The 16907-nt window shown below is 62.9% G+C and carries 15 protein-coding genes and 2 pseudogenes; 8 read left to right on the forward strand and 9 right to left on the reverse strand.

What is annotated here, in order from left to right:
• Positions 1 to 79: 79 nt before the first annotated feature.
• Positions 80 to 223, reverse strand: a pseudogene (locus ACQKQA_RS26255) (hypothetical protein); the annotation flags it as partial.
• Between ACQKQA_RS26255 and nuoL the strand changes: the two are divergent.
• From nuoL to ACQKQA_RS26280, 5 genes are all read left to right on the forward strand, one after another.
• A complete protein-coding gene (gene nuoL / locus ACQKQA_RS26260; RefSeq protein WP_427563984.1) occupies positions 218 to 2068 on the forward strand; it encodes an NADH-quinone oxidoreductase subunit L in 1851 nt (616 codons plus the stop codon). The pseudogene ACQKQA_RS26255 and the gene nuoL overlap by 6 nt on opposite strands.
• Positions 2069 to 2107: 39 nt before the next feature.
• Positions 2108 to 3640 (forward strand): NADH-quinone oxidoreductase subunit M, encoded by a 1533-nt coding sequence (nuoM, locus tag ACQKQA_RS26265; protein ID WP_427563965.1) that lies wholly within the window; start codon positions 2108 to 2110, stop codon positions 3638 to 3640.
• A gap of 7 nt (positions 3641 to 3647) precedes the next feature.
• Positions 3648 to 5111: an NADH-quinone oxidoreductase subunit NuoN gene (gene nuoN, locus ACQKQA_RS26270; protein WP_427563966.1), complete on the forward strand. Its 1464-nt coding sequence runs from the start codon at positions 3648 to 3650 to the stop codon at positions 5109 to 5111.
• Between the two features lie 241 nt (positions 5112 to 5352).
• A complete protein-coding gene (locus tag ACQKQA_RS26275; RefSeq protein WP_427563967.1) occupies positions 5353 to 5703 on the forward strand; it encodes a toxin in 351 nt (116 codons plus the stop codon).
• A complete protein-coding gene (locus ACQKQA_RS26280; RefSeq protein WP_427563968.1) occupies positions 5693 to 6007 on the forward strand; it encodes a helix-turn-helix domain-containing protein in 315 nt (104 codons plus the stop codon). The genes ACQKQA_RS26275 and ACQKQA_RS26280 overlap by 11 nt, the downstream gene beginning before the upstream one ends.
• Before the next feature lie 179 nt (positions 6008 to 6186).
• On the opposite strand, the gene ACQKQA_RS26285 is transcribed toward ACQKQA_RS26280, so the two are convergent.
• The 6 genes from ACQKQA_RS26285 to ACQKQA_RS26310 are packed head-to-tail and all read right to left on the reverse strand — an operon-like array spanning position 6187 to position 12153.
• Positions 6187 to 7929: a carbohydrate ABC transporter substrate-binding protein gene (locus ACQKQA_RS26285; RefSeq protein WP_427563970.1), complete on the reverse strand. Its 1743-nt coding sequence runs from the start codon at positions 7927 to 7929 to the stop codon at positions 6187 to 6189.
• A gap of 50 nt (positions 7930 to 7979) precedes the next feature.
• A complete protein-coding gene (locus ACQKQA_RS26290; RefSeq protein WP_427563972.1) occupies positions 7980 to 8252 on the reverse strand; it encodes a DUF2160 domain-containing protein in 273 nt (90 codons plus the stop codon).
• Between the two features lie 10 nt (positions 8253 to 8262).
• Positions 8263 to 9063 (reverse strand): carbohydrate ABC transporter permease, encoded by an 801-nt coding sequence (locus tag ACQKQA_RS26295; protein ID WP_427563973.1) that lies wholly within the window; start codon positions 9061 to 9063, stop codon positions 8263 to 8265.
• Positions 9064 to 9074: 11 nt separating this feature from the next.
• Complete coding sequence (locus ACQKQA_RS26300; protein ID WP_427563974.1) at positions 9075 to 9941, reverse strand: carbohydrate ABC transporter permease; 867 nt, start codon at positions 9939 to 9941, stop codon at positions 9075 to 9077.
• Complete coding sequence (locus ACQKQA_RS26305; RefSeq protein WP_427563976.1) at positions 9938 to 11059, reverse strand: ABC transporter ATP-binding protein; 1122 nt, start codon at positions 11057 to 11059, stop codon at positions 9938 to 9940. Before ACQKQA_RS26305 ends, ACQKQA_RS26300 begins: the two co-directional genes overlap by 4 nt.
• The gene (locus ACQKQA_RS26310; protein ID WP_427563978.1) at positions 11059 to 12153 is read right to left on the reverse strand and encodes an ABC transporter ATP-binding protein; all 1095 of its coding nucleotides are present in this window, start codon (positions 12151 to 12153) and stop codon (positions 11059 to 11061) included. The genes ACQKQA_RS26305 and ACQKQA_RS26310 overlap by 1 nt, the downstream gene beginning before the upstream one ends.
• A 414-nt stretch (positions 12154 to 12567) precedes the next feature.
• Here ACQKQA_RS26310 and ACQKQA_RS26315 point away from each other — a divergent pair, with 414 nt between their 5' ends.
• Genes ACQKQA_RS26315 through ACQKQA_RS26325 form a run of 3 tightly spaced genes read left to right on the forward strand, consistent with a single transcriptional unit; the run spans position 12568 to position 15112 of the window.
• Positions 12568 to 14418, forward strand: coding sequence for a sigma-54-dependent Fis family transcriptional regulator (locus ACQKQA_RS26315; RefSeq protein ID WP_427563980.1), 1851 nt, complete (start codon positions 12568 to 12570; stop codon positions 14416 to 14418).
• Positions 14415 to 14738: a type II toxin-antitoxin system Phd/YefM family antitoxin gene (locus ACQKQA_RS26320; RefSeq protein ID WP_427563985.1), complete on the forward strand. Its 324-nt coding sequence runs from the start codon at positions 14415 to 14417 to the stop codon at positions 14736 to 14738. Before ACQKQA_RS26315 ends, ACQKQA_RS26320 begins: the two co-directional genes overlap by 4 nt.
• A complete protein-coding gene (locus ACQKQA_RS26325) occupies positions 14735 to 15112 on the forward strand; it encodes a type II toxin-antitoxin system VapC family toxin (protein WP_427563981.1) in 378 nt (125 codons plus the stop codon). Before ACQKQA_RS26320 ends, ACQKQA_RS26325 begins: the two co-directional genes overlap by 4 nt.
• A 71-nt stretch (positions 15113 to 15183) precedes the next feature.
• Here ACQKQA_RS26325 and cysS read toward each other — a convergent pair whose 3' ends face one another.
• Together cysS and ACQKQA_RS26335 are read right to left on the reverse strand one after the other, a co-directional pair.
• Positions 15184 to 16566, reverse strand: coding sequence for a cysteine--tRNA ligase (gene cysS, locus ACQKQA_RS26330; RefSeq protein ID WP_427563983.1), 1383 nt, complete (start codon positions 16564 to 16566; stop codon positions 15184 to 15186).
• 18 nt (positions 16567 to 16584) lie between these two features.
• Positions 16585 to 16812, reverse strand: a pseudogene (locus tag ACQKQA_RS26335) (glutamine--tRNA ligase); the annotation flags it as partial.
• Between the last annotated feature and the right edge of the window lie 95 nt (positions 16813 to 16907).

The raw sequence follows: 16907 nt of genomic DNA on the forward strand, positions 1-16907 counted from the left end.
TGATCATCGTCAACGGCGTCAACCATCACCCCGGCGATATCGAGAACACTGTGCTGCGCACCCACGACAGTTTCCGTCCCAGCTCCAGCGCGCCGTCCAGCAGGTACAGGCGGTTGTTGTCGGTCGGCGTACCGATCGGCAGGTAACTGCCGCGGGTCGAGGCCATGTCCACCCGGTAGAAGGCCACGTCGTCGGAACACTCGGCCGGACCGTAGGCATTGATCTCTATCTGACTTTCCTGTTCCCCCTGATCGGTTTTCTGCTGCTGTCGTTCTCCCGTGGACGCCTCTCGGAAAACCTCTCCGCCCTGATCGGCGTTGGCTCCGTCGGCTTGTCGGCGATTGTCGCGGCTTATGTGATCTGGCAATTCAACGTCGCCCCGCCCGAGGGTGGCCACTACAGCCAGCTGCTGTGGCAGTGGATGGCCGTAGGCGACTTCAAGCCGACCTTCGCCCTGTATCTGGACGGCCTGTCCGTGACCATGCTCGGCGTGGTGGTGGGCGTGGGTTTCCTGATCCACCTGTTCGCGTCCTGGTACATGCGCGGTGAAGACGGTTACTCGCGCTTCTTCGCCTACACCAACCTGTTCATCGCCAGCATGCTGTTCCTGGTCCTGGGCGATGACCTGCTGTTCCTGTACTTCGGTTGGGAAGGCGTGGGCCTGTGCTCGTACCTGCTGATCGGTTTCTACTACAGCAACCGCAACAACGGTAACGCCGCCCTCAAGGCCTTCATCGTGACCCGGATCGGCGACGTGTTCATGGCCATCGGCCTGTTCATCCTGTTCCAGCAGCTGGGCACCCTGAATATCCAGCAACTGCTGGTCCTGGCGCCGCAGAAGTTCCAGGCTGGCGACTTCTGGATCACGCTGGCGACCCTGATGCTGCTCGGTGGTGCGGTCGGTAAATCCGCCCAGCTGCCGCTGCAGACCTGGCTGGCGGACGCGATGGCCGGTCCTACCCCGGTTTCGGCACTGATCCACGCCGCGACCATGGTGACCGCCGGTGTCTACCTGATCGCCCGTACCCACGGCCTGTTCACCCTGGCGCCGGACATCCTGCATCTTGTGGGAATCGTCGGTGGCGTGACTCTCGTGCTGGCCGGCTTCGCCGCGCTGGTGCAGACCGACATCAAGCGGATCCTCGCCTACTCGACCATGAGCCAGATCGGCTACATGTTCCTGGCCCTGGGCGTTGGCGCCTGGGACGGCGCGATCTTCCACCTGATGACCCACGCCTTCTTCAAGGCCCTGCTGTTCCTTGCCTCCGGTGCGGTGATCGTCGCCTGCCACCACGAGCAGAACATCTTCAAGATGGGCGGCCTGTGGAAGAAACTGCCGCTGGCCTACGCCAGCTTCATCGTCGGCGGCGCAGCCCTGGCGGCCCTGCCTCTGGTCACCGCCGGCTTCTACTCCAAGGACGAGATCCTCTGGGAGGCCTTTGCCAGCGGTAACGAAGGTCTGCTGTATGCCGGTCTGGTGGGGGCCTTCATGACCTCGCTGTACACCTTCCGCCTGATCTTCATCACCTTCCACGGTGAAGCCAAGACCGAAGCCCACGCCGGCCACGGCATCAGCCACTGGCTGCCGCTGTCGGTGCTGATCATCCTGTCGACCGCCATCGGCGCCATGATCACTCCGCCGCTGCACGGCGTACTGCCACAAAGCGTCGGCCATGCCGGCGGCGAAGCCAAGCACAGCCTGGAAATCGCCTCTGGCGCCATCGCCATCGCCGGTATCCTGCTGGCTGCGCTGCTGTTCCTCGGCAAGCGCCGCTTCGTCACCGCTGTCGCCAACAGCGGCATCGGCCGCCTCCTCTCGGCCTGGTGGTTCGCTGCCTGGGGCTTCGACTGGATCTACGACAAACTGTTCGTCAAGCCATATCTGGCGATCAGCCATGTACTGCGCAAAGACCCGCTCGACCAGACCATCGGCCTGGTCCCACGCCTGGCCAAAGGGGGTCACAACTCCCTGAGCCGGACGGAAACCGGTCAACTGCGTTGGTACGCCGCCTCGATGGCCGCTGGTGCCGTGCTGGTTATCGGCGCCGTCGTGCTGGTAGCGGTCTGATATGAACCTTGCGAACTTGCGAAAGGAATTGAGCCCGTCATGATTCTGCCTTGGCTAATCCTGATCCCCTTCATCGGCGGCCTGCTGTGCTGGATGGGTGAGCGCTTCGGCGCCACCCTCCCCCGCTGGATTGCGCTGATCACCATGTCCCTGTTGCTCGCCCTCGGCCTCTGGCTGTGGGCCCATGGCGACTATTCATTCGCTCCGGCCCCTGGCGCCGATCCGACCTGGACCCTGGAGTTCAAGCACGTCTGGATCGAGCGCTTCGGCATCAACGTGCACCTGGCCCTCGACGGCCTGTCGCTGTTGATGATCCTGCTGACCGGCCTTCTGGGCGTGCTGTCGGTCCTCTGCTCCTGGAAAGAGATCCAGCGTCACGTGGGCTTCTTCCACCTGAACCTGATGTGGATCCTGGGCGGTGTCGTCGGCGTGTTCCTCGCCCTCGACCTGTTCATGTTCTTCTTCTTCTGGGAAATGATGCTGGTGCCGATGTACTTCCTCATCGCGCTCTGGGGTCACAGCTCTTCGGACGGCAAGAAAACCCGGATCTACGCCGCGACCAAGTTCTTCATCTTCACTCAGGCTTCCGGCCTGATCATGCTGGTGGCGATCCTGGGTCTGGTGCTGGTCAACTTCAACGACACCGGCGTGATTACCTTCAACTACGCCGACCTGTTGAAGACCAAGATGTCGACCACCACCGAGTACGTGCTGATGCTCGGCTTCTTCATCGCCTTCGCGGTGAAACTGCCGGTGGTACCGTTCCACTCCTGGTTGCCTGACGCCCACGCCCAGGCACCGACCGCGGGTTCCGTGGACCTGGCGGGTATCTTGCTGAAGACTGCGGCCTACGGCCTGCTGCGTTTCGCCCTGCCGCTGTTCCCGAACGCCTCGGCCGAGTTCGCGCCGATCGCCATGACCCTGGGTCTGATCGGGATCTTCTACGGTGCCTTCCTGGCCTTCGCCCAGACCGACATCAAGCGCCTGGTGGCGTTCTCCAGCGTTTCGCACATGGGCTTCGTGCTGATCGGCATCTACTCCGGCAGCCAGCAGGCCCTGCAAGGCGCGGTGATCCAGATGCTCGCCCACGGTCTGTCGGCCGCGGCACTCTTTATCCTGTGCGGCCAGCTCTACGAGCGCACCCACACCCGCGACATGCGTGAAATGGGTGGCCTGTGGCCGAAGATCGCCTACCTGCCGGGCATCAGCCTGTTCTTCGCCGCGGCGTCCCTGGGCCTGCCGATGACCGGTAACTTCGTCGGCGAGTTCCTGATCCTGGTCGGCACCTTCGCCAGCGCACCGTGGGTCACCGTGCTGGCGACGTCCGGCCTGGTGTTCGGTTCGGTCTACTCGCTGATCATGATCCACCGCGCCTACTTCGGTCCGGCCAAGTCGGACGCAGTACTGCACGGCATGGATGCGCGCGAACTGATCATGGTGACTGGACTGGCGGCGCTGCTGATTTACATCGGCGTCTACCCGCAACCGTTCCTCGATACCTCTGCCGCGACCATGAGTGGCGTGCAGCAATGGCTCGGTACCGCCTTCACTCAACTCGCTTCGGCCCGGTAAGAGCGCTATGGACTTTACGATTCAACACTTTATCGCGCTTGCGCCGCTGTTGATCACCAGCCTCACCATCGTTGTGGTGATGCTGGCGATCGCCTGGCGTCGCAACCATTCGCAAACCTTCCTGCTGTCGGTCGCCGGCCTGAACCTGGCGTTGCTGTCGATCCTGCCGGCCCTGAAAGTCGCCCCCCTGGCGGTGACCCCATTGCTGCAGATCGACCAGTTCGCCTGCCTGTACATGGCCCTGATCCTGGTGGCCACCCTGGCCTGCGTCACCCTCGCCCACGCTTATCTGGGCGACGGCGGCACCGGCTACCCGGGCAACCGCGAAGAACTGTACCTGCTGATCCTGATGGCCGCCGCCGGCGGCCTGGTGCTGGTCAGCGCGCAACACCTGGCCGGCTTGTTCATCGGCCTGGAACTGCTCTCGGTACCGGTCTATGGCCTGGTGGCTTACGCCTTCTTCAACAAGCGTTCGCTGGAAGCCGGCATCAAGTACATGGTGCTGTCGGCCGCCGGTTCCGCGTTCCTGCTGTTCGGCATGGCCCTGCTCTACGCCGAAGCCGGCAGCCTGAGCTTCAACGGCATCGGTCAGGCCCTGGCCGCGACCGGCCTGCCTAGCCCGCTGGCCCAACTGGGCCTGGGCATGATGCTGATCGGCCTGGCATTCAAGCTGTCGCTGGTACCTTTCCATCTGTGGACCCCGGACGTTTACGAAGGGGCTCCGGCGCCTGTGGCGGCCTTCCTGGCCACCGCGAGCAAGGTGGCGGTCTTCGCGGTGATGGTGCGTCTGTTCCAGATCTCGCCAGTGGCCAGCAGCGGTGTCCTGAACACCGTGCTGACCGTGATCGCGATCGCCTCGATCCTGTTCGGTAACCTGCTGGCGCTGACCCAGAGCAACCTCAAGCGTCTGCTGGGTTACTCGTCCATCGCCCACTTCGGTTACCTGCTGATCGCCCTGGTGGCGAGCAAAGGCCTGGCGATGGAAGCCATCGGCGTGTATCTGGTCACCTACGTGATCACCAGCCTCGGCGCCTTCGGTGTGATCACCCTGATGTCCTCGCCTTACAAGGGTCGCGACGCCGACGCCCTGTACGAGTACCGCGGCCTGTTCTGGCGCCGTCCGTACCTGACCGCCGTACTGACCGTGATGATGCTGTCCCTGGCCGGTATTCCGCTGACCGCGGGCTTCATCGGCAAGTTCTACATCATCGCCACCGGTGTCGAAGCGCACCAATGGTGGCTGGTCGGCTCCCTGGTCCTGGGCAGCGCCATCGGCGTGTTCTACTACCTGCGCGTCATGGTCACCCTGTACCTGATCGAGCCGAACCTGCGCCGCGTCGACGCCCAACTGCACTGGGAACAGAAAGCCGGCGGCGTGATGCTGCTGGCCATCGCGGTCCTGGCGTTCTTCCTCGGCGTCTACCCACAACCGTTGCTGACCCTGGTCCAGCAATCCGGTCTGGCGGGCTGATCGCTCAAGCAACATCCGCGGTAAAACAAACGGCGCCTTCGGGCGCCGTTTTGTTTGCCCGGGAAAAACCCCTGCCCTCCCCTTCCGCGTGAAAGGAATTGCCTTTCCGGCTTTCAAGAAACGCCCTACGCCCAGCCCTGCCCCAGCAACCTAAGGTCATTAAAAGGCGACCAACGCCCTGTTCGACGCCTTGACCTTTCGGCATACCGCCCCGAATATATACGCAGGTAACGTACAAAGCATGGACGCACTCTTTATCGAACTCCCCCCGTTCCAGCGCCATCGCCAGGACTACCTGGATGACGAGCTGTTTCGCAGCCTGCAACTCGAGCTGTTGAAGAACCCGGAGGCCGGGGACCTCATCGAAGGCACCGGCGGCTTGCGCAAACTGCGCTTTGTCGACGAACGACGGCACAAGGGCAAGCGCGGCGGGATCAGGGTGATCTACTACTGCTGGTCCGCCGGCCTGCAGTTCTGGCTCTTCACCCTGTACGCGAAGAGCCAGCAGGACGACCTGAAACCGCAGCAGAAAAAACTGCTCAAGCAACTGCTGAACCAAGAAATCGAGGCGAGAACCCAATATGAAACGTGACGTCTTTTCCGAACTGGTCGAAGGTTTCGACGCCCTGGCCCAGGAGCGCCAGGGCAAGGTCACGCTGCGCACCCACAAGGTCAAGCTGCAGGCACTGCTGCCCATCACCGCTGAAGAAGTGCTGGCCGTACGCGAGCAGTTGAACCTGTCCCGCTCGGTATTTGCCATGTACCTGCGCACCAACACCCGGACCCTGGAGAACTGGGAACAAGGGCGGGCCAAACCCAATGCCCAGGCCACCACCCTGATCCGCCTGGTACAGCGCTTTCCTGACACAGTGGAGCGGCTGGCGACACTTGCCTGAAGATCTGCGCGGGTTCGAAGGACGTCATCGCGGGCAAGCCTCGCTCCTACAGACAAACGGCGTTACGTGATCCTCCGGCACCCGGTCGTCCCGCAACAGCGATGGCCCAGGCACCACAACAACCATTCCCAAAACAGAACGGCACCCGAAGGTGCCGTTCTGCATAAGCGATCCAAACCCTATTTGCGCGCCGCCTCCCACGACTTGAGCAGTTCCGTGTAAGCCACGGTCTCGCCCTGGGGCTTCTCGTTGGCCAGCTTCGGTTTCGGCGCGCCCGGTTGGTCGAACCAGTATTGCGCGTCGCGCTCGGGGTTCATTTTCGGCGCGCAGGTGGCCTGGGCCTTCGAGCGCTCGAGCCGGGTCATGATCGCGTCCTGGTCCTTGGCCAGGCCATCGAGCGCCTGTTGCGGGGTTTTCTCGCCGCTGGCCGCTTCGGCGATATGGCTCCACCACAGCTGCGCCAGGCGTGGGTAGTCCGGCACGTTGGTGCCGGTCGGCGTCCACTGCACCCGGGCCGGGCTGCGATAGAACTCCACCAGGCCGCCGAGTTTCGGCGCCAGGTCGGTCATGGCCTGGGAATTGATGTCCGACTCGCGGATCGGCGTCAGGCCGACGATGGTTTTCTTCAGCGACACGGTTTTCGAGGTCACGAACTGGGCATAGAGCCAGGCCGCAAGTTTCTGTTTCTCCGGGGTGGACTTGAGGAAGGTCCAGGAGCCGGTGTCCTGATACCCCAGCTTCATGCCCTCTTCCCAGTACGGCCCCTTGGGCGACGGCGCCATGCGCCATTTCGGCGTACCGTCGGCGTTCATCACCGGCAGGCCCGGCTTGGTCATGTCCGCGGTGAAGGCGGTGTACCAGAAGATCTGCTGGGCGATATTGCCCTGGGACGGCACCGGACCGGATTCGGAGAAGGTCATGCCCGCCGCTTCCGGTGGTGCGTACTTCTTCATCCAGTCCACGTATTTGGTGGTGGCGAACACCGCCGCCGGGCCATTGGTGTCGCCGCCACGGGTCACGCTGGAGCCCACCGGATGGCAGTCCTCGACGCGGATCCCCCACTCGTCCACCGGCAGGCCGTTGGGCAGGCCCTTGTCGCCACCGCCGGCCATGGAGAACCAGGCGTCGGTGAAGCGCCAGCCCAGGGACGGGTCTTTCTTGCCGTAGTCCATATGACCGTAGACCCGCTTGCCGTCGATTTCCTTGACGTCTTCGCTGAAGAACTTGGCGATGTCCTCATAAGCCGACCAGTTCACCGGTACGCCCAGATCATAGCCGTACTTCTCCTTGAACTTGGCTTTCAGGTCGGCCCGCTCGAACCAGTCGGCGCGGAACCAGTACAGGTTGGCAAACTGCTGGTCGGGCAGTTGGTAGATCTTGCCGTCCGGCGCGGTGGTGAAGGAGATGCCGATGAAGTCCTTGATGTCCAGGGTCGGCGAGGTGTAGTCCTTGCCCTCATTGGCCATCAGGTCGGTGATGGATTCGGTCTTGCCATAGCGGAAGTGCGTGCCGATCAGGTCCGAGTCGTTGACCCAACCGTCGTAGATGTTCTTGTCCGACTGCATCTGGGTCTGCAGCTTCTCCACCACGTCGCCTTCCTGCAGCAGGTCGTGGGTCAGCTGGATCCCGGTGATTTCAGTGAAGGCCTTGGCCAGTACCTTGGACTCGTATTCATGGGTGGCGATGGTTTCCGAGACCACGTTGATCTTCATCCCGCGAAACGGCTCGGACGCCTTGATGAACCACTTCAGCTCGGCCAACTGCTGTTCCGCGCTCAGGGTGGACGGCTTGAACTCGTTGCCGATCCACTTCTTCGCGGCGTCCTCATAGGCGTCGGCCCAGGCCGTCGCACTCAAGCCACTCAGGGCCAGCATGGCCGCCAATGAAACGCTATGTCGCAGCTTATTGTTTTTGTCGAACATAGAGACCTCCTGGTTGAATTTCGAAGCAGGACCACCGCGCAAGCGCCCGACTAGCCCCAACGCATCACAGCCAACAGCCATACCAGGGACAGCGCGAACGCGACCCAGATGCTCCAGTCGGTGACGCCGATGACCAGCAGATGCAGGTAGGCGCTGCCGAGAAGACCGATAAACAGCCGGTCGCCACGGGTAGTGGCAATCGGCAAGAAGCCACGCCGAGGAATGCTCGGCGAACGCAGTTCCCAACTGGTCATGCCCAGCAGGATCAGGGCAATGACGCCGAAAAATGCCGCCGTCGGGGCGGTCCAGTTCATCCATTCCATCGCCGACTCCTCATACCCGGCCCAGGGCAAAGCCCTTGGCCACATGGTTGCGGACAAACCAGATCACCAGCATGCCCGGCAGAATGGTCAGTACCCCGGCGGCCGCCAGCACGCCCCAGTCGATGCCGGAGGCGGACACGGTGCGGGTCATCACCGCGGCGATCGGCTTGGCGTTCACCGAGGTCAGGGTCCGCGCCAGCAGCAGCTCGACCCAGGAGAACATGAAGCAGAAGAACGCCGTGACGCCGATCCCCGAGCCGATCAGCGGGACGAAGATCTTCACGAAGAACCGCGCAAAGCTGTAGCCGTCGATATAGGCGGTCTCGTCGATTTCCTTCGGCACCCCGGACATGAAGCCTTCGAGAATCCACACCGCCAGCGGCACATTGAACAGGCAGTGGGCCAGGGCCACGGCGATGTGCGTATCGAACAGGCCAATGGATGAATACAGCTGGAAGAACGGCAGCAGGAACACCGCCGGCGGCGCCATGCGGTTGGTCAGCAGCCAGAAGAACAGGTGCTTGTCGCCGAGGAAGCGGTACCGCGAAAACGCATAGGCCGCCGGCAGCGCCACGCTCAGGGAAATCACCGTGTTGAAGCTGACGTAATACAGCGAATTGATGTAGCCGCTGTACCAACTGGGGTCGGTGAAGATCACCTTGTAGTTGTGCCAGGTGAAGTCCTGGGGCCACAGGGTCAGGCTACCGAGGATCTCGTTGTTGCTCTTGAACGACATGTTCAGCAACCAGTAGATCGGCACCAGCAGGAACAGGATGTAGATCGACAGCGGAATCAGCTTGCGCTTGGACATGGCGGCCGGCCTCAGCGATTGGCGTCGGAATGGGTCATGGCGGTGTAGAACAGCCAGGACACCAGCAGGATGATCAGGAAGTACACCAGGGAGAACGCCGCGGCGGGCCCCAGGTCGAACTGGCCGATGGCCATTTGCGTCAGGGTCTGGCTGAGGAAGGTGGTGGCGTTGCCCGGCCCGCCGCCGGTGAGCACGAACGGCTCGGTGTAGATCATGAAGCTGTCCATGAAGCGCAGCATCACCGCGATCAGCAGCACGCTCTTCATCTTCGGCAACTGGATATGGCGGAACACCGCCCAGTTCGACGCCCGGTCGATGCGCGCCGCCTGGTAGTAGACGTCCGGAATCGCCCGCAGCCCCGAATAGCAGAGCAGCGCCACCAGCGAGGTCCAGTGCCAGACGTCCATCACCAGCACCGTGACCCAGGCGTCCATGGTATTGGCCGCGTAGTTGTAGTTGATGCCCAGGGCATTGAGCGACGAGCCCATCAGGCCGATGTCGGCGCGGCCGAAGATCTGCCAGATGGTGCCCACCACGTTCCACGGGATCAGCAGCGGCACGGCCAGGATAATCAGCACCGCCGACGACCAGCGCCCCTTGCTCGGCATGGTCAGGGCGATGGCGATCCCCAGGGGGATCTCGATCAGCAGCACACAGGCCGAATAGATGAACTGGCGCAGCAGCGAATCATGCAGGCGCGGGTCGAGCAGCACCTGCTTGTACCAGTCGGCGCCGACGAAGTAGCGGCTGGACTGGTCGAAGATGTCCTGCACCGAGTAATTGACCACGGTCATCATCGGGATCACCGCACTGAAAGCCACCAGTAGAAACACCGGCAACACCAGCCACCAGGCCTTGTTGTTCTGCACTTTGTTCATGGCTGCACCTCGTTCGTGGCCTGTGCCTCCAGCAGGTATTCGTCGGCGTAGACCATCAGCCACTGCGCCGGGAAACTGATATAGGCACGGCCCTGCGGCACCGGCTTGTCCTCGGCCAGGCGCACTTTCAGGGTGGCGCCGTCGAGGTTCAGGGTCAGGATCTTGTAGGTGCCCAGGTCCTCGACATGGAGCACGTCAGCCTGCAGCGCCTCCTCGTAGGGCTCGTCCCACACATGGATGAACTCCGGGCGGATGCCGACCTTCAGGCTCCGGTAGTCGGTCGCGGCGATCCGCTGCTGCAGGGCCTCGGGCAATGCCAGATGGATCCCGGCGAACCCGACGCCACCGGCCTCGGCCCGGACCTCGATCAGGTTCATCCCCGGGCTGCCGATGAAGTAGCCGACAAAGGTGTGGCTCGGGCGCTCGAACAGCTCCCGCGGCGTGCCGAACTGGACGATCTGCCCGCCGTACATCACCGCGATCTTGTCGGCGAAGGTCGAGGCCTCGAGCTGGTCGTGGGTGACGTAGACCATGGTGATGTTGAACTGCTCGTGGATCTGCTTGAGCTTGAGCTTGCGCCGCAGCTTCCACTTCAGGTGCGGGTCGATCACCGTCAGCGGCTCGTCGAACAGGATCGCCGACACGTCGTCGCGCACCAGGCCGCGGCCCATGGAGACCTTCTGCTTTTCGTCGGCGCTGAGGTTGCGCGCCTTCTTGTTCAGCAGCGCCTGCAGGTCGAGCACCTCGGCGATCTCCTGCACCTTGCTGTGGACCCTGGCCTCGGCCATGCCCTGGTTGCGCAACGGAAAGGCCAGATTGTCGAACACGGTCATGGTGTCGTAGACCACCGGGAACTGGAAAACCTGGGCGATATTGCGCATGGATGGGCTAAGTTCGTTGACCACCCGGGTATCGAACAGCACCTGCCCCTGGGAAGGGCTGAGCAGTCCGGAAATGATGTTGAGCAAGGTCGACTTGCCGCAGCCGGACGGCCCGAGCAAGGCATAGGCCCCGCCCTGCTCCCAGACATGGTTCATCTCCCGGATCGCATAGTCCTCGGGACCGGCCGGGGCGCTGGTGTAACTGTGTGCGAGGTTGTGCAAACGGATCTCGGCCATCAGGCAACCCTCGCGACGCGCCGTCCCGGTGCCTGGACCAGACGGCCCTGGGCATCGAAGACGAACAGTTTGTGGGTGGGGATATAAATGCGGATCGGCGCGTCGACGTCATACTCATGCACGCCGGGCAGGTGCAGCACCAGCAGGAAGTGCTCGTTGCGCACATGGAGAAAGGTTTCCGAACCGCTGATCTCCGCCACCTCGACGGTCACCGCCAGCTCCAGGTCGTCGTCGTTGCTCGGCACCAGGGAGATATGGCTGGGCCGCACGCCAAAGCGGAACTCGCCCTCGCCCACCGGGCGCAAATCCACGTTCAGGGGAAAGTGCACGAAATTGGCGAAGCTCACTTCATTGCCGGCGATGCGCCCCGGCATCAGGTTGATCGGCGGCTCGGAGAACAGCTCGGCGGCCAGCACCGTCTGCGGCTGGTGATAGACCTCGGCGGTCTTGCCGCTCTGCACCAGGCGCCCCTCATGCAGGACGGTGGTGGTGCCCCCCAGGGCCAGCGCCTCGTTGGGTTCGGTGGTGGCGTAGATGGCGATGGTATGGCGGGCCTGGAACAGCTCGCGCATCTCCTGGCGCAGCTCTTCGCGCAGCTTGTAGTCGAGGTTGACCAACGGCTCGTCGAACAGGATCAGCTCGGCATCCTTGACCAGCGCCCGGGCCATGGCCGTGCGCTGCTGCTGGCCGCCGGAGAGTTCCAGCGGATGGCGCTGCAGGAACTTCTCGATCCGCAGCATCTTCGCCGTCTCCAGTACCTTGCTCTCGATCAATTGGGCCGAGACGCCGGCCTGGCGCAACGGCGAGGCAATATTCTCGAACACGGTCATGGTCGGGTAGTTGATGAACTGCTGATAGACCATCGACACGTTGCGCAGGCGCACCGGACACCCGGTGACATCCACGCCGTTCATCAGGATGCGCCCGCTGGCGGGCTTGTCGAGGCCGGCGATCAGGCGCATCAGGCTGGTCTTGCCGGACAGCGTGCGCCCCAGCAGCACATTGAAGGAACCGGGTTCAAAGCGTAGCGAGATGTCATCGATCCAGGTCTGGCCCTCGACGACTCGGCTGACATGCTCCAGCGTTAATGACATGGCTCGGCCTTTTTATTATTGGAGTCAAGCGACCACGGCAGCAGAGCGACTTTCGTGCCAGGACTGCAGTGTCCGGCCAACTCGCTGATAAGACTGGGGTTTATACGAAAGCTGGAAATCCGGGGTTTCCCGACTGAACAGAAATGAACACTGCGCACTGAACAACTGAACAGTCCGGCGGTTGACAATGAACAATCGTGAACAACACTGGATGGACCTTTTCGCCGGTAAACATGCTTTATGTAGCCGCTGCCGCAGGCTGCGATCGAGGCCGCAGGACTGGTAAAGAGTTCCACGCGGTCATGCGGACAAATCGCGTGCTCAGGTTTTGTGGCCGATCGCAGCCTCGCCGGGGCTCGGCAGCGGCTACAGAGCGCGGCACGTCATAACAAGAACAATAAGAGACCCGTCAACATGAGCGCACCCGCCTCGCCGCTGTCTCACGAGACCATCGTCAAGGACTCCTGGAGTCGCTGCCGGGCCTTCGGCCTCAACCACCAGAGCGTGCCCGCCTTCGACCAGTTGCCCGCCGAGCGCATCGCCCAGTTGCTGGAGAGCCAGCAGGCCCTGGTGCAGACCACCCACCAGGAGGTCCTGCCCTATTACGAGAACATCCTCAGCAACTCCAATTGCCTGATCATGCTCGCCGACAACCAGGGCCAGGTCCTGACCTCCTGGGGCACCCAGCGCTTTATCGAGCCCGGCCTGGCCCGGGGTTTCAGCGCCGGCGCCAGCTGGCTGGAACACTGCAGCGGGACCAACGCCATCGGCACCGCCCTGGCCTGCGAGCAGGCGGTGCATATCGAGCACGACGAACACTTTCTCAAGGCCAACCGCTTCATGACCGGCTCGGCCGCGCCGATCTTCGATGCCGAGCGCCGGGTGATCGCAGTGCTCGACGTTTCCAGCGACAGCTACCTGCCGCCATCCCACACCCTGGGCATGGTCAAGATGATGAGCCAGACCGTGGAGAACCGGCTGATCCTCAACCTGTTCCAAGGCCGGCATTTCCAGCTGACCTTCAACACCGGCCTGAACAACCTCGACAGCCAGTGGGCCGGCTTGCTGATCTTCGATGACAGCGGCCAAGTGCTGTCGGCCAACCGCCGCGCCGACAACCTGCTGGGCCTCAGCCTGTCGCGGGTCGCCATCGACAGCCTGTTCAAGGTGTCCCTGCTGGAGTTGCTCAATCAGCCCGAAGGCCTGCCCTTCGCCCTGCAGACCGCCGGGCGCAACCGTTTCCATTGCCTGCTCAAACGTCCGCGGCAGGTGCCGATCCAGCCCCGGGTCTTCGCCGAGGCCGCGGCCCGGCCGGTACCCGCCCCTGCCGACGCCATCAGCCTGAAGACCCTGCACTTCGGCGACAGCCGTGTGGAGAAGGCTGTGCGCCAGGCCGAGCGGTTACTGGAAAAGGACATTCCGCTGCTGATCCACGGCGAGACCGGGGTCGGCAAGGAAGTCTTCGTCAAGGCCCTGCACCAGGCCAGTTCCCGGAGCAAGCAGGCGCTCATCGCCGTCAACTGCGCGGCGATCCCCGCCGAACTGGTGGAGTCCGAACTGTTCGGCTACGAAAAAGGCGCCTTCACCGGCGCCAGCCAGAAAGGCAGCATCGGCCTGATCCGCAAGGCCGACAAAGGCACCCTGTTCCTCGACGAAATCGGCGACATGCCCCTGCCCACCCAGGCCCGCCTGTTGCGTGTGCTGCAAGAGCGCTGCGTACAGCCGGTGGGCAGCAGCGAACTGTTCCCGGTGGACATCCGCATCATCTCGGCCACCAACCGCTCCCTGCGCGAACAAGTGCAACTGGGGCGTTTCCGCGAGGATCTGTATTACCGTATCGGCGGCCTGACCCTGGAATTGCCGCCCCTGCGCGAGCGCAGCGACCGGCAGGCGCTGTTCAAGCGCATCTGGGAGCAACACCGCGAACCGGGCCAATGGACCGGGCTCAGTCGCGAAGTCCAGGACCTGTTCGCGCGCCATCCCTGGCCCGGCAACCTGCGCCAGGTCAGTAGCGTGATGCAGGTGGCGCTGGCCATGGCCGAAGACCAGCCGATCCGCGCCGAGCACCTGCCGGACGACTTCTTCGTCGACCTGGAGCTGGAGCCCGTCGCCAGCCCCGAACCGCCCGGCGACATCGGCCTGGAAGACAGCGCCGACCTGCAACGCCAGCTCAAGGCCGTGGGCGGTAACATCTCCCTGCTGGCGCGGCGGCTGGGGGTCAGTCGCAATACTCTGTACAAGCGCTTGCGACAGCTGGACACATAAAAACCCGGCCTGTCGTCTGTCCCAACTTGGCTGGGCTCCAATATTCTGGCTATATTTGGCCAGAATATTGGAGGAATGCCATGATCACTGTCCCGCTGGCAGAAGCCAAGAACAACCTGTCCAAACTGGTCGACGAGGCCGCCGCCGGACAGGTCATCACCATTGCCAAACATGGCCGCGCCCTCGCCCGCCTGGTGCCCGTCGGCAAGCCGTCGGGGCAACGCATCGGCGCAATGAAAGGCAAGCTGGTGCTGCCCGACGACTTTGACGCCCCCCTGCCGGACGACTTGCTGGATGCCTTCGAAGGAACCCGGGAGTGAGAGTCCTGCTCGACACCCACATCCTGCTCTGGGCCCTCAGCGACGATCCGAAATTGTCCGCCAAGGCGCGAAAGCTGATCGAGGGCGCCGCCGAGATCTATATCAGCGCGGCTTCCTTCTGGGAGATGGCCATCAAGGTGGGCCTGGGCAAGCTCGATGTGGACCTGGAGCAGATCCGCGAATACTGCCTGGCAAGCGGCTTCATCGAACTGGCTATCACCGCTGAACACGCCATAGCGCTGAAAGACCTCGAACACCACCATCGTGATCCCTTCGACCGGCTGATCGTGGCCACCGCCATCAGTGAACCGATGAGACTGCTGAGCGCCGACCCACTGGTTGCCCAGTACAGTCCCTTGGTCATCCTGGTTTGATCCCGCCCGAAAAACTCCCGGCAAACAAAAACCCGCACAAGGCGGGTTTTCGTTTGTAGCCACTACAGCGATCAGTCAGCCAGACGCCAGGTGGTCCCGCCCTTGCCGTCTTCCAGCACCACACCCATGGCGGTGATCTGGTCGCGGATGCGGTCGGATTCGGCCCAGTCCTTGTTGGCACGGGCGGTCAGGCGCGCCTGGATCAGCGCTTCGACCTGGGCCGCGTCGACCCGGCCCGCGGCACCGGCCTGCAGGAAGTCGTCGGCTTCCAGCTGCAGCACGCCCAGCACGTCCGCCAGTTCCCGCAGGCGCGCCGCCAGACCGGCCGCGGCGTCGAGATCGCTCTCGCGCAGGCGGTTGATCTCGCGCACCATCTCGAACAGCACGGCGCAGGCTTCCGGCGTGCCGAAGTCGTCGTTCATCACCTCGGTGAAACGCTCGACAAAGGCTTCGCCACCGGCGGCCGGTACGTTCGGCAGGCCTTTGAGGGCGTGGTAGAAACGCTCCAGGGCGCCCTTGGCGTCCTTGAGGTTGTCTTCCGAGTAGTTGATCGCGCTGCGGTAGTGGCTCGATACCAGCAGGTAACGCACCACTTCCGGATGGTACTTGTCGAGCACATCGCGAATGGTGAAGAAGTTGTTCAAGGACTTGGACATCTTCTCGCCATTGATGCGAATCATGCCGCAGTGCATCCAGGCATTGGCGTAGGTCTTGCCAGTGGCCGCTTCGCTCTGGGCGATCTCGTTCTCGTGGTGCGGAAACTCCAGGTCGCTACCGCCGCCATGAATGTCGAAGGTCTCGCCCAGGCAGCAGGTGGACATCACCGAGCATTCGATGTGCCAGCCCGGACGCCCGGCGCCCCATGGCGACTCCCAGCTCGGTTCGCCCGGCTTGGTGGCTTTCCACAAGACGAAGTCCAGTGGATCTTCCTTCGACTCGTCGACCTCGATCCGTGCACCGATGCGCAGATCCTCGATCTTCTTGCGCGACAACTTGCCGTAGCCCATGAACTTGGCCACGCGGTAGTACACGTCGCCGTTGCCCGGGGCGTAGGCGTAACCCTTGTCGATCAGGGTCTGGATCATGCTCAGCATGCCAGGGATATGCTCCGTGGCGCGTGGCTCCAGGTCCGGCTTCTTGATGTTCAGCCGCGCCTCGTCCTCATGCATCGCAACGATCATGCGTTCGGTCAGCGCATTGAACGGCTCGCCGTTCTCCCGCGCCCGGTTGATGATCTTGTCTTCGATGTCGGTGATGTTGCGCACATAAGTCAGGTTGTAACCGCTGAAGCGCAACCAGCGGGTCACCAGGTCGAAGGCGACCATGCTGCGGCCATGGCCCAGGTGGCAGTAGTCGTACACGGTCATGCCGCACACGTACATGCGCACATTGTTGCCATCCAGCGGCTTGAAGACTTCTTTGCTCTTGGTGAGCGTGTTGTAGATCGTAAGCACGTTAGTTCCTTGACTGAATCACTGACCCCAGGAGTCGCGCAGGGTCACGGTACGGTTGAATACCGGTGCGCCCGGTTTCGAGTCCTTGAGATCCGCGCAGAAGTAGCCTTCGCGCTCGAACTGGAAACGGTCTTCCGGCTGTGCGTTGCCCAGCGAGGGTTCGGCACGACAACCAGTGAGGACCTGCAGGGAGTCAGGGTTGATGTTGTCCAGGAAGCTGGCGCTGTCTTCGGCCTTCTCCGGGTTCGGCGCCGTGGCCGATGCTGCCCAGCCGGACAGCCACCCCACGGCGGACGTGGCCAAGACGCCGACCGCCGCCGATCAGCCGAGCGTCAGCAAGG

The sequence above is a fragment of the Pseudomonas sp. NPDC089530 genome (assembly GCF_050280705.1).
In the GTDB taxonomy this organism is placed as follows: Bacteria; Pseudomonadota; Gammaproteobacteria; order Pseudomonadales; family Pseudomonadaceae; genus Aquipseudomonas.

Excerpts from the sequence above, each read along its gene's own strand:
- nuoM (WP_427563965.1), top strand. The coding sequence starts at position 2,108 with ATGATTCTGCCTTGGCTAATCCTGATCCCCTTCATCGGCGGCCTGCTG.
- nuoN (WP_427563966.1), top strand. The coding sequence starts at position 3,648 with ATGGACTTTACGATTCAACACTTTATCGCGCTTGCGCCGCTGTTGATC.
- ACQKQA_RS26275 (WP_427563967.1), top strand. The coding sequence starts at position 5,353 with ATGGACGCACTCTTTATCGAACTCCCCCCGTTCCAGCGCCATCGCCAG.
- ACQKQA_RS26280 (WP_427563968.1), top strand. The coding sequence starts at position 5,693 with ATGAAACGTGACGTCTTTTCCGAACTGGTCGAAGGTTTCGACGCCCTG.
- ACQKQA_RS26285 (WP_427563970.1), bottom strand. The coding sequence starts at position 7,929 with ATGTTCGACAAAAACAATAAGCTGCGACATAGCGTTTCATTGGCGGCC.
- ACQKQA_RS26290 (WP_427563972.1), bottom strand. The coding sequence starts at position 8,252 with ATGGAATGGATGAACTGGACCGCCCCGACGGCGGCATTTTTCGGCGTC.
- ACQKQA_RS26295 (WP_427563973.1), bottom strand. The coding sequence starts at position 9,063 with ATGTCCAAGCGCAAGCTGATTCCGCTGTCGATCTACATCCTGTTCCTG.
- ACQKQA_RS26300 (WP_427563974.1), bottom strand. The coding sequence starts at position 9,941 with ATGAACAAAGTGCAGAACAACAAGGCCTGGTGGCTGGTGTTGCCGGTG.
- ACQKQA_RS26305 (WP_427563976.1), bottom strand. The coding sequence starts at position 11,059 with ATGGCCGAGATCCGTTTGCACAACCTCGCACACAGTTACACCAGCGCC.
- ACQKQA_RS26310 (WP_427563978.1), bottom strand. The coding sequence starts at position 12,153 with ATGTCATTAACGCTGGAGCATGTCAGCCGAGTCGTCGAGGGCCAGACC.
- ACQKQA_RS26315 (WP_427563980.1), top strand. The coding sequence starts at position 12,568 with ATGAGCGCACCCGCCTCGCCGCTGTCTCACGAGACCATCGTCAAGGAC.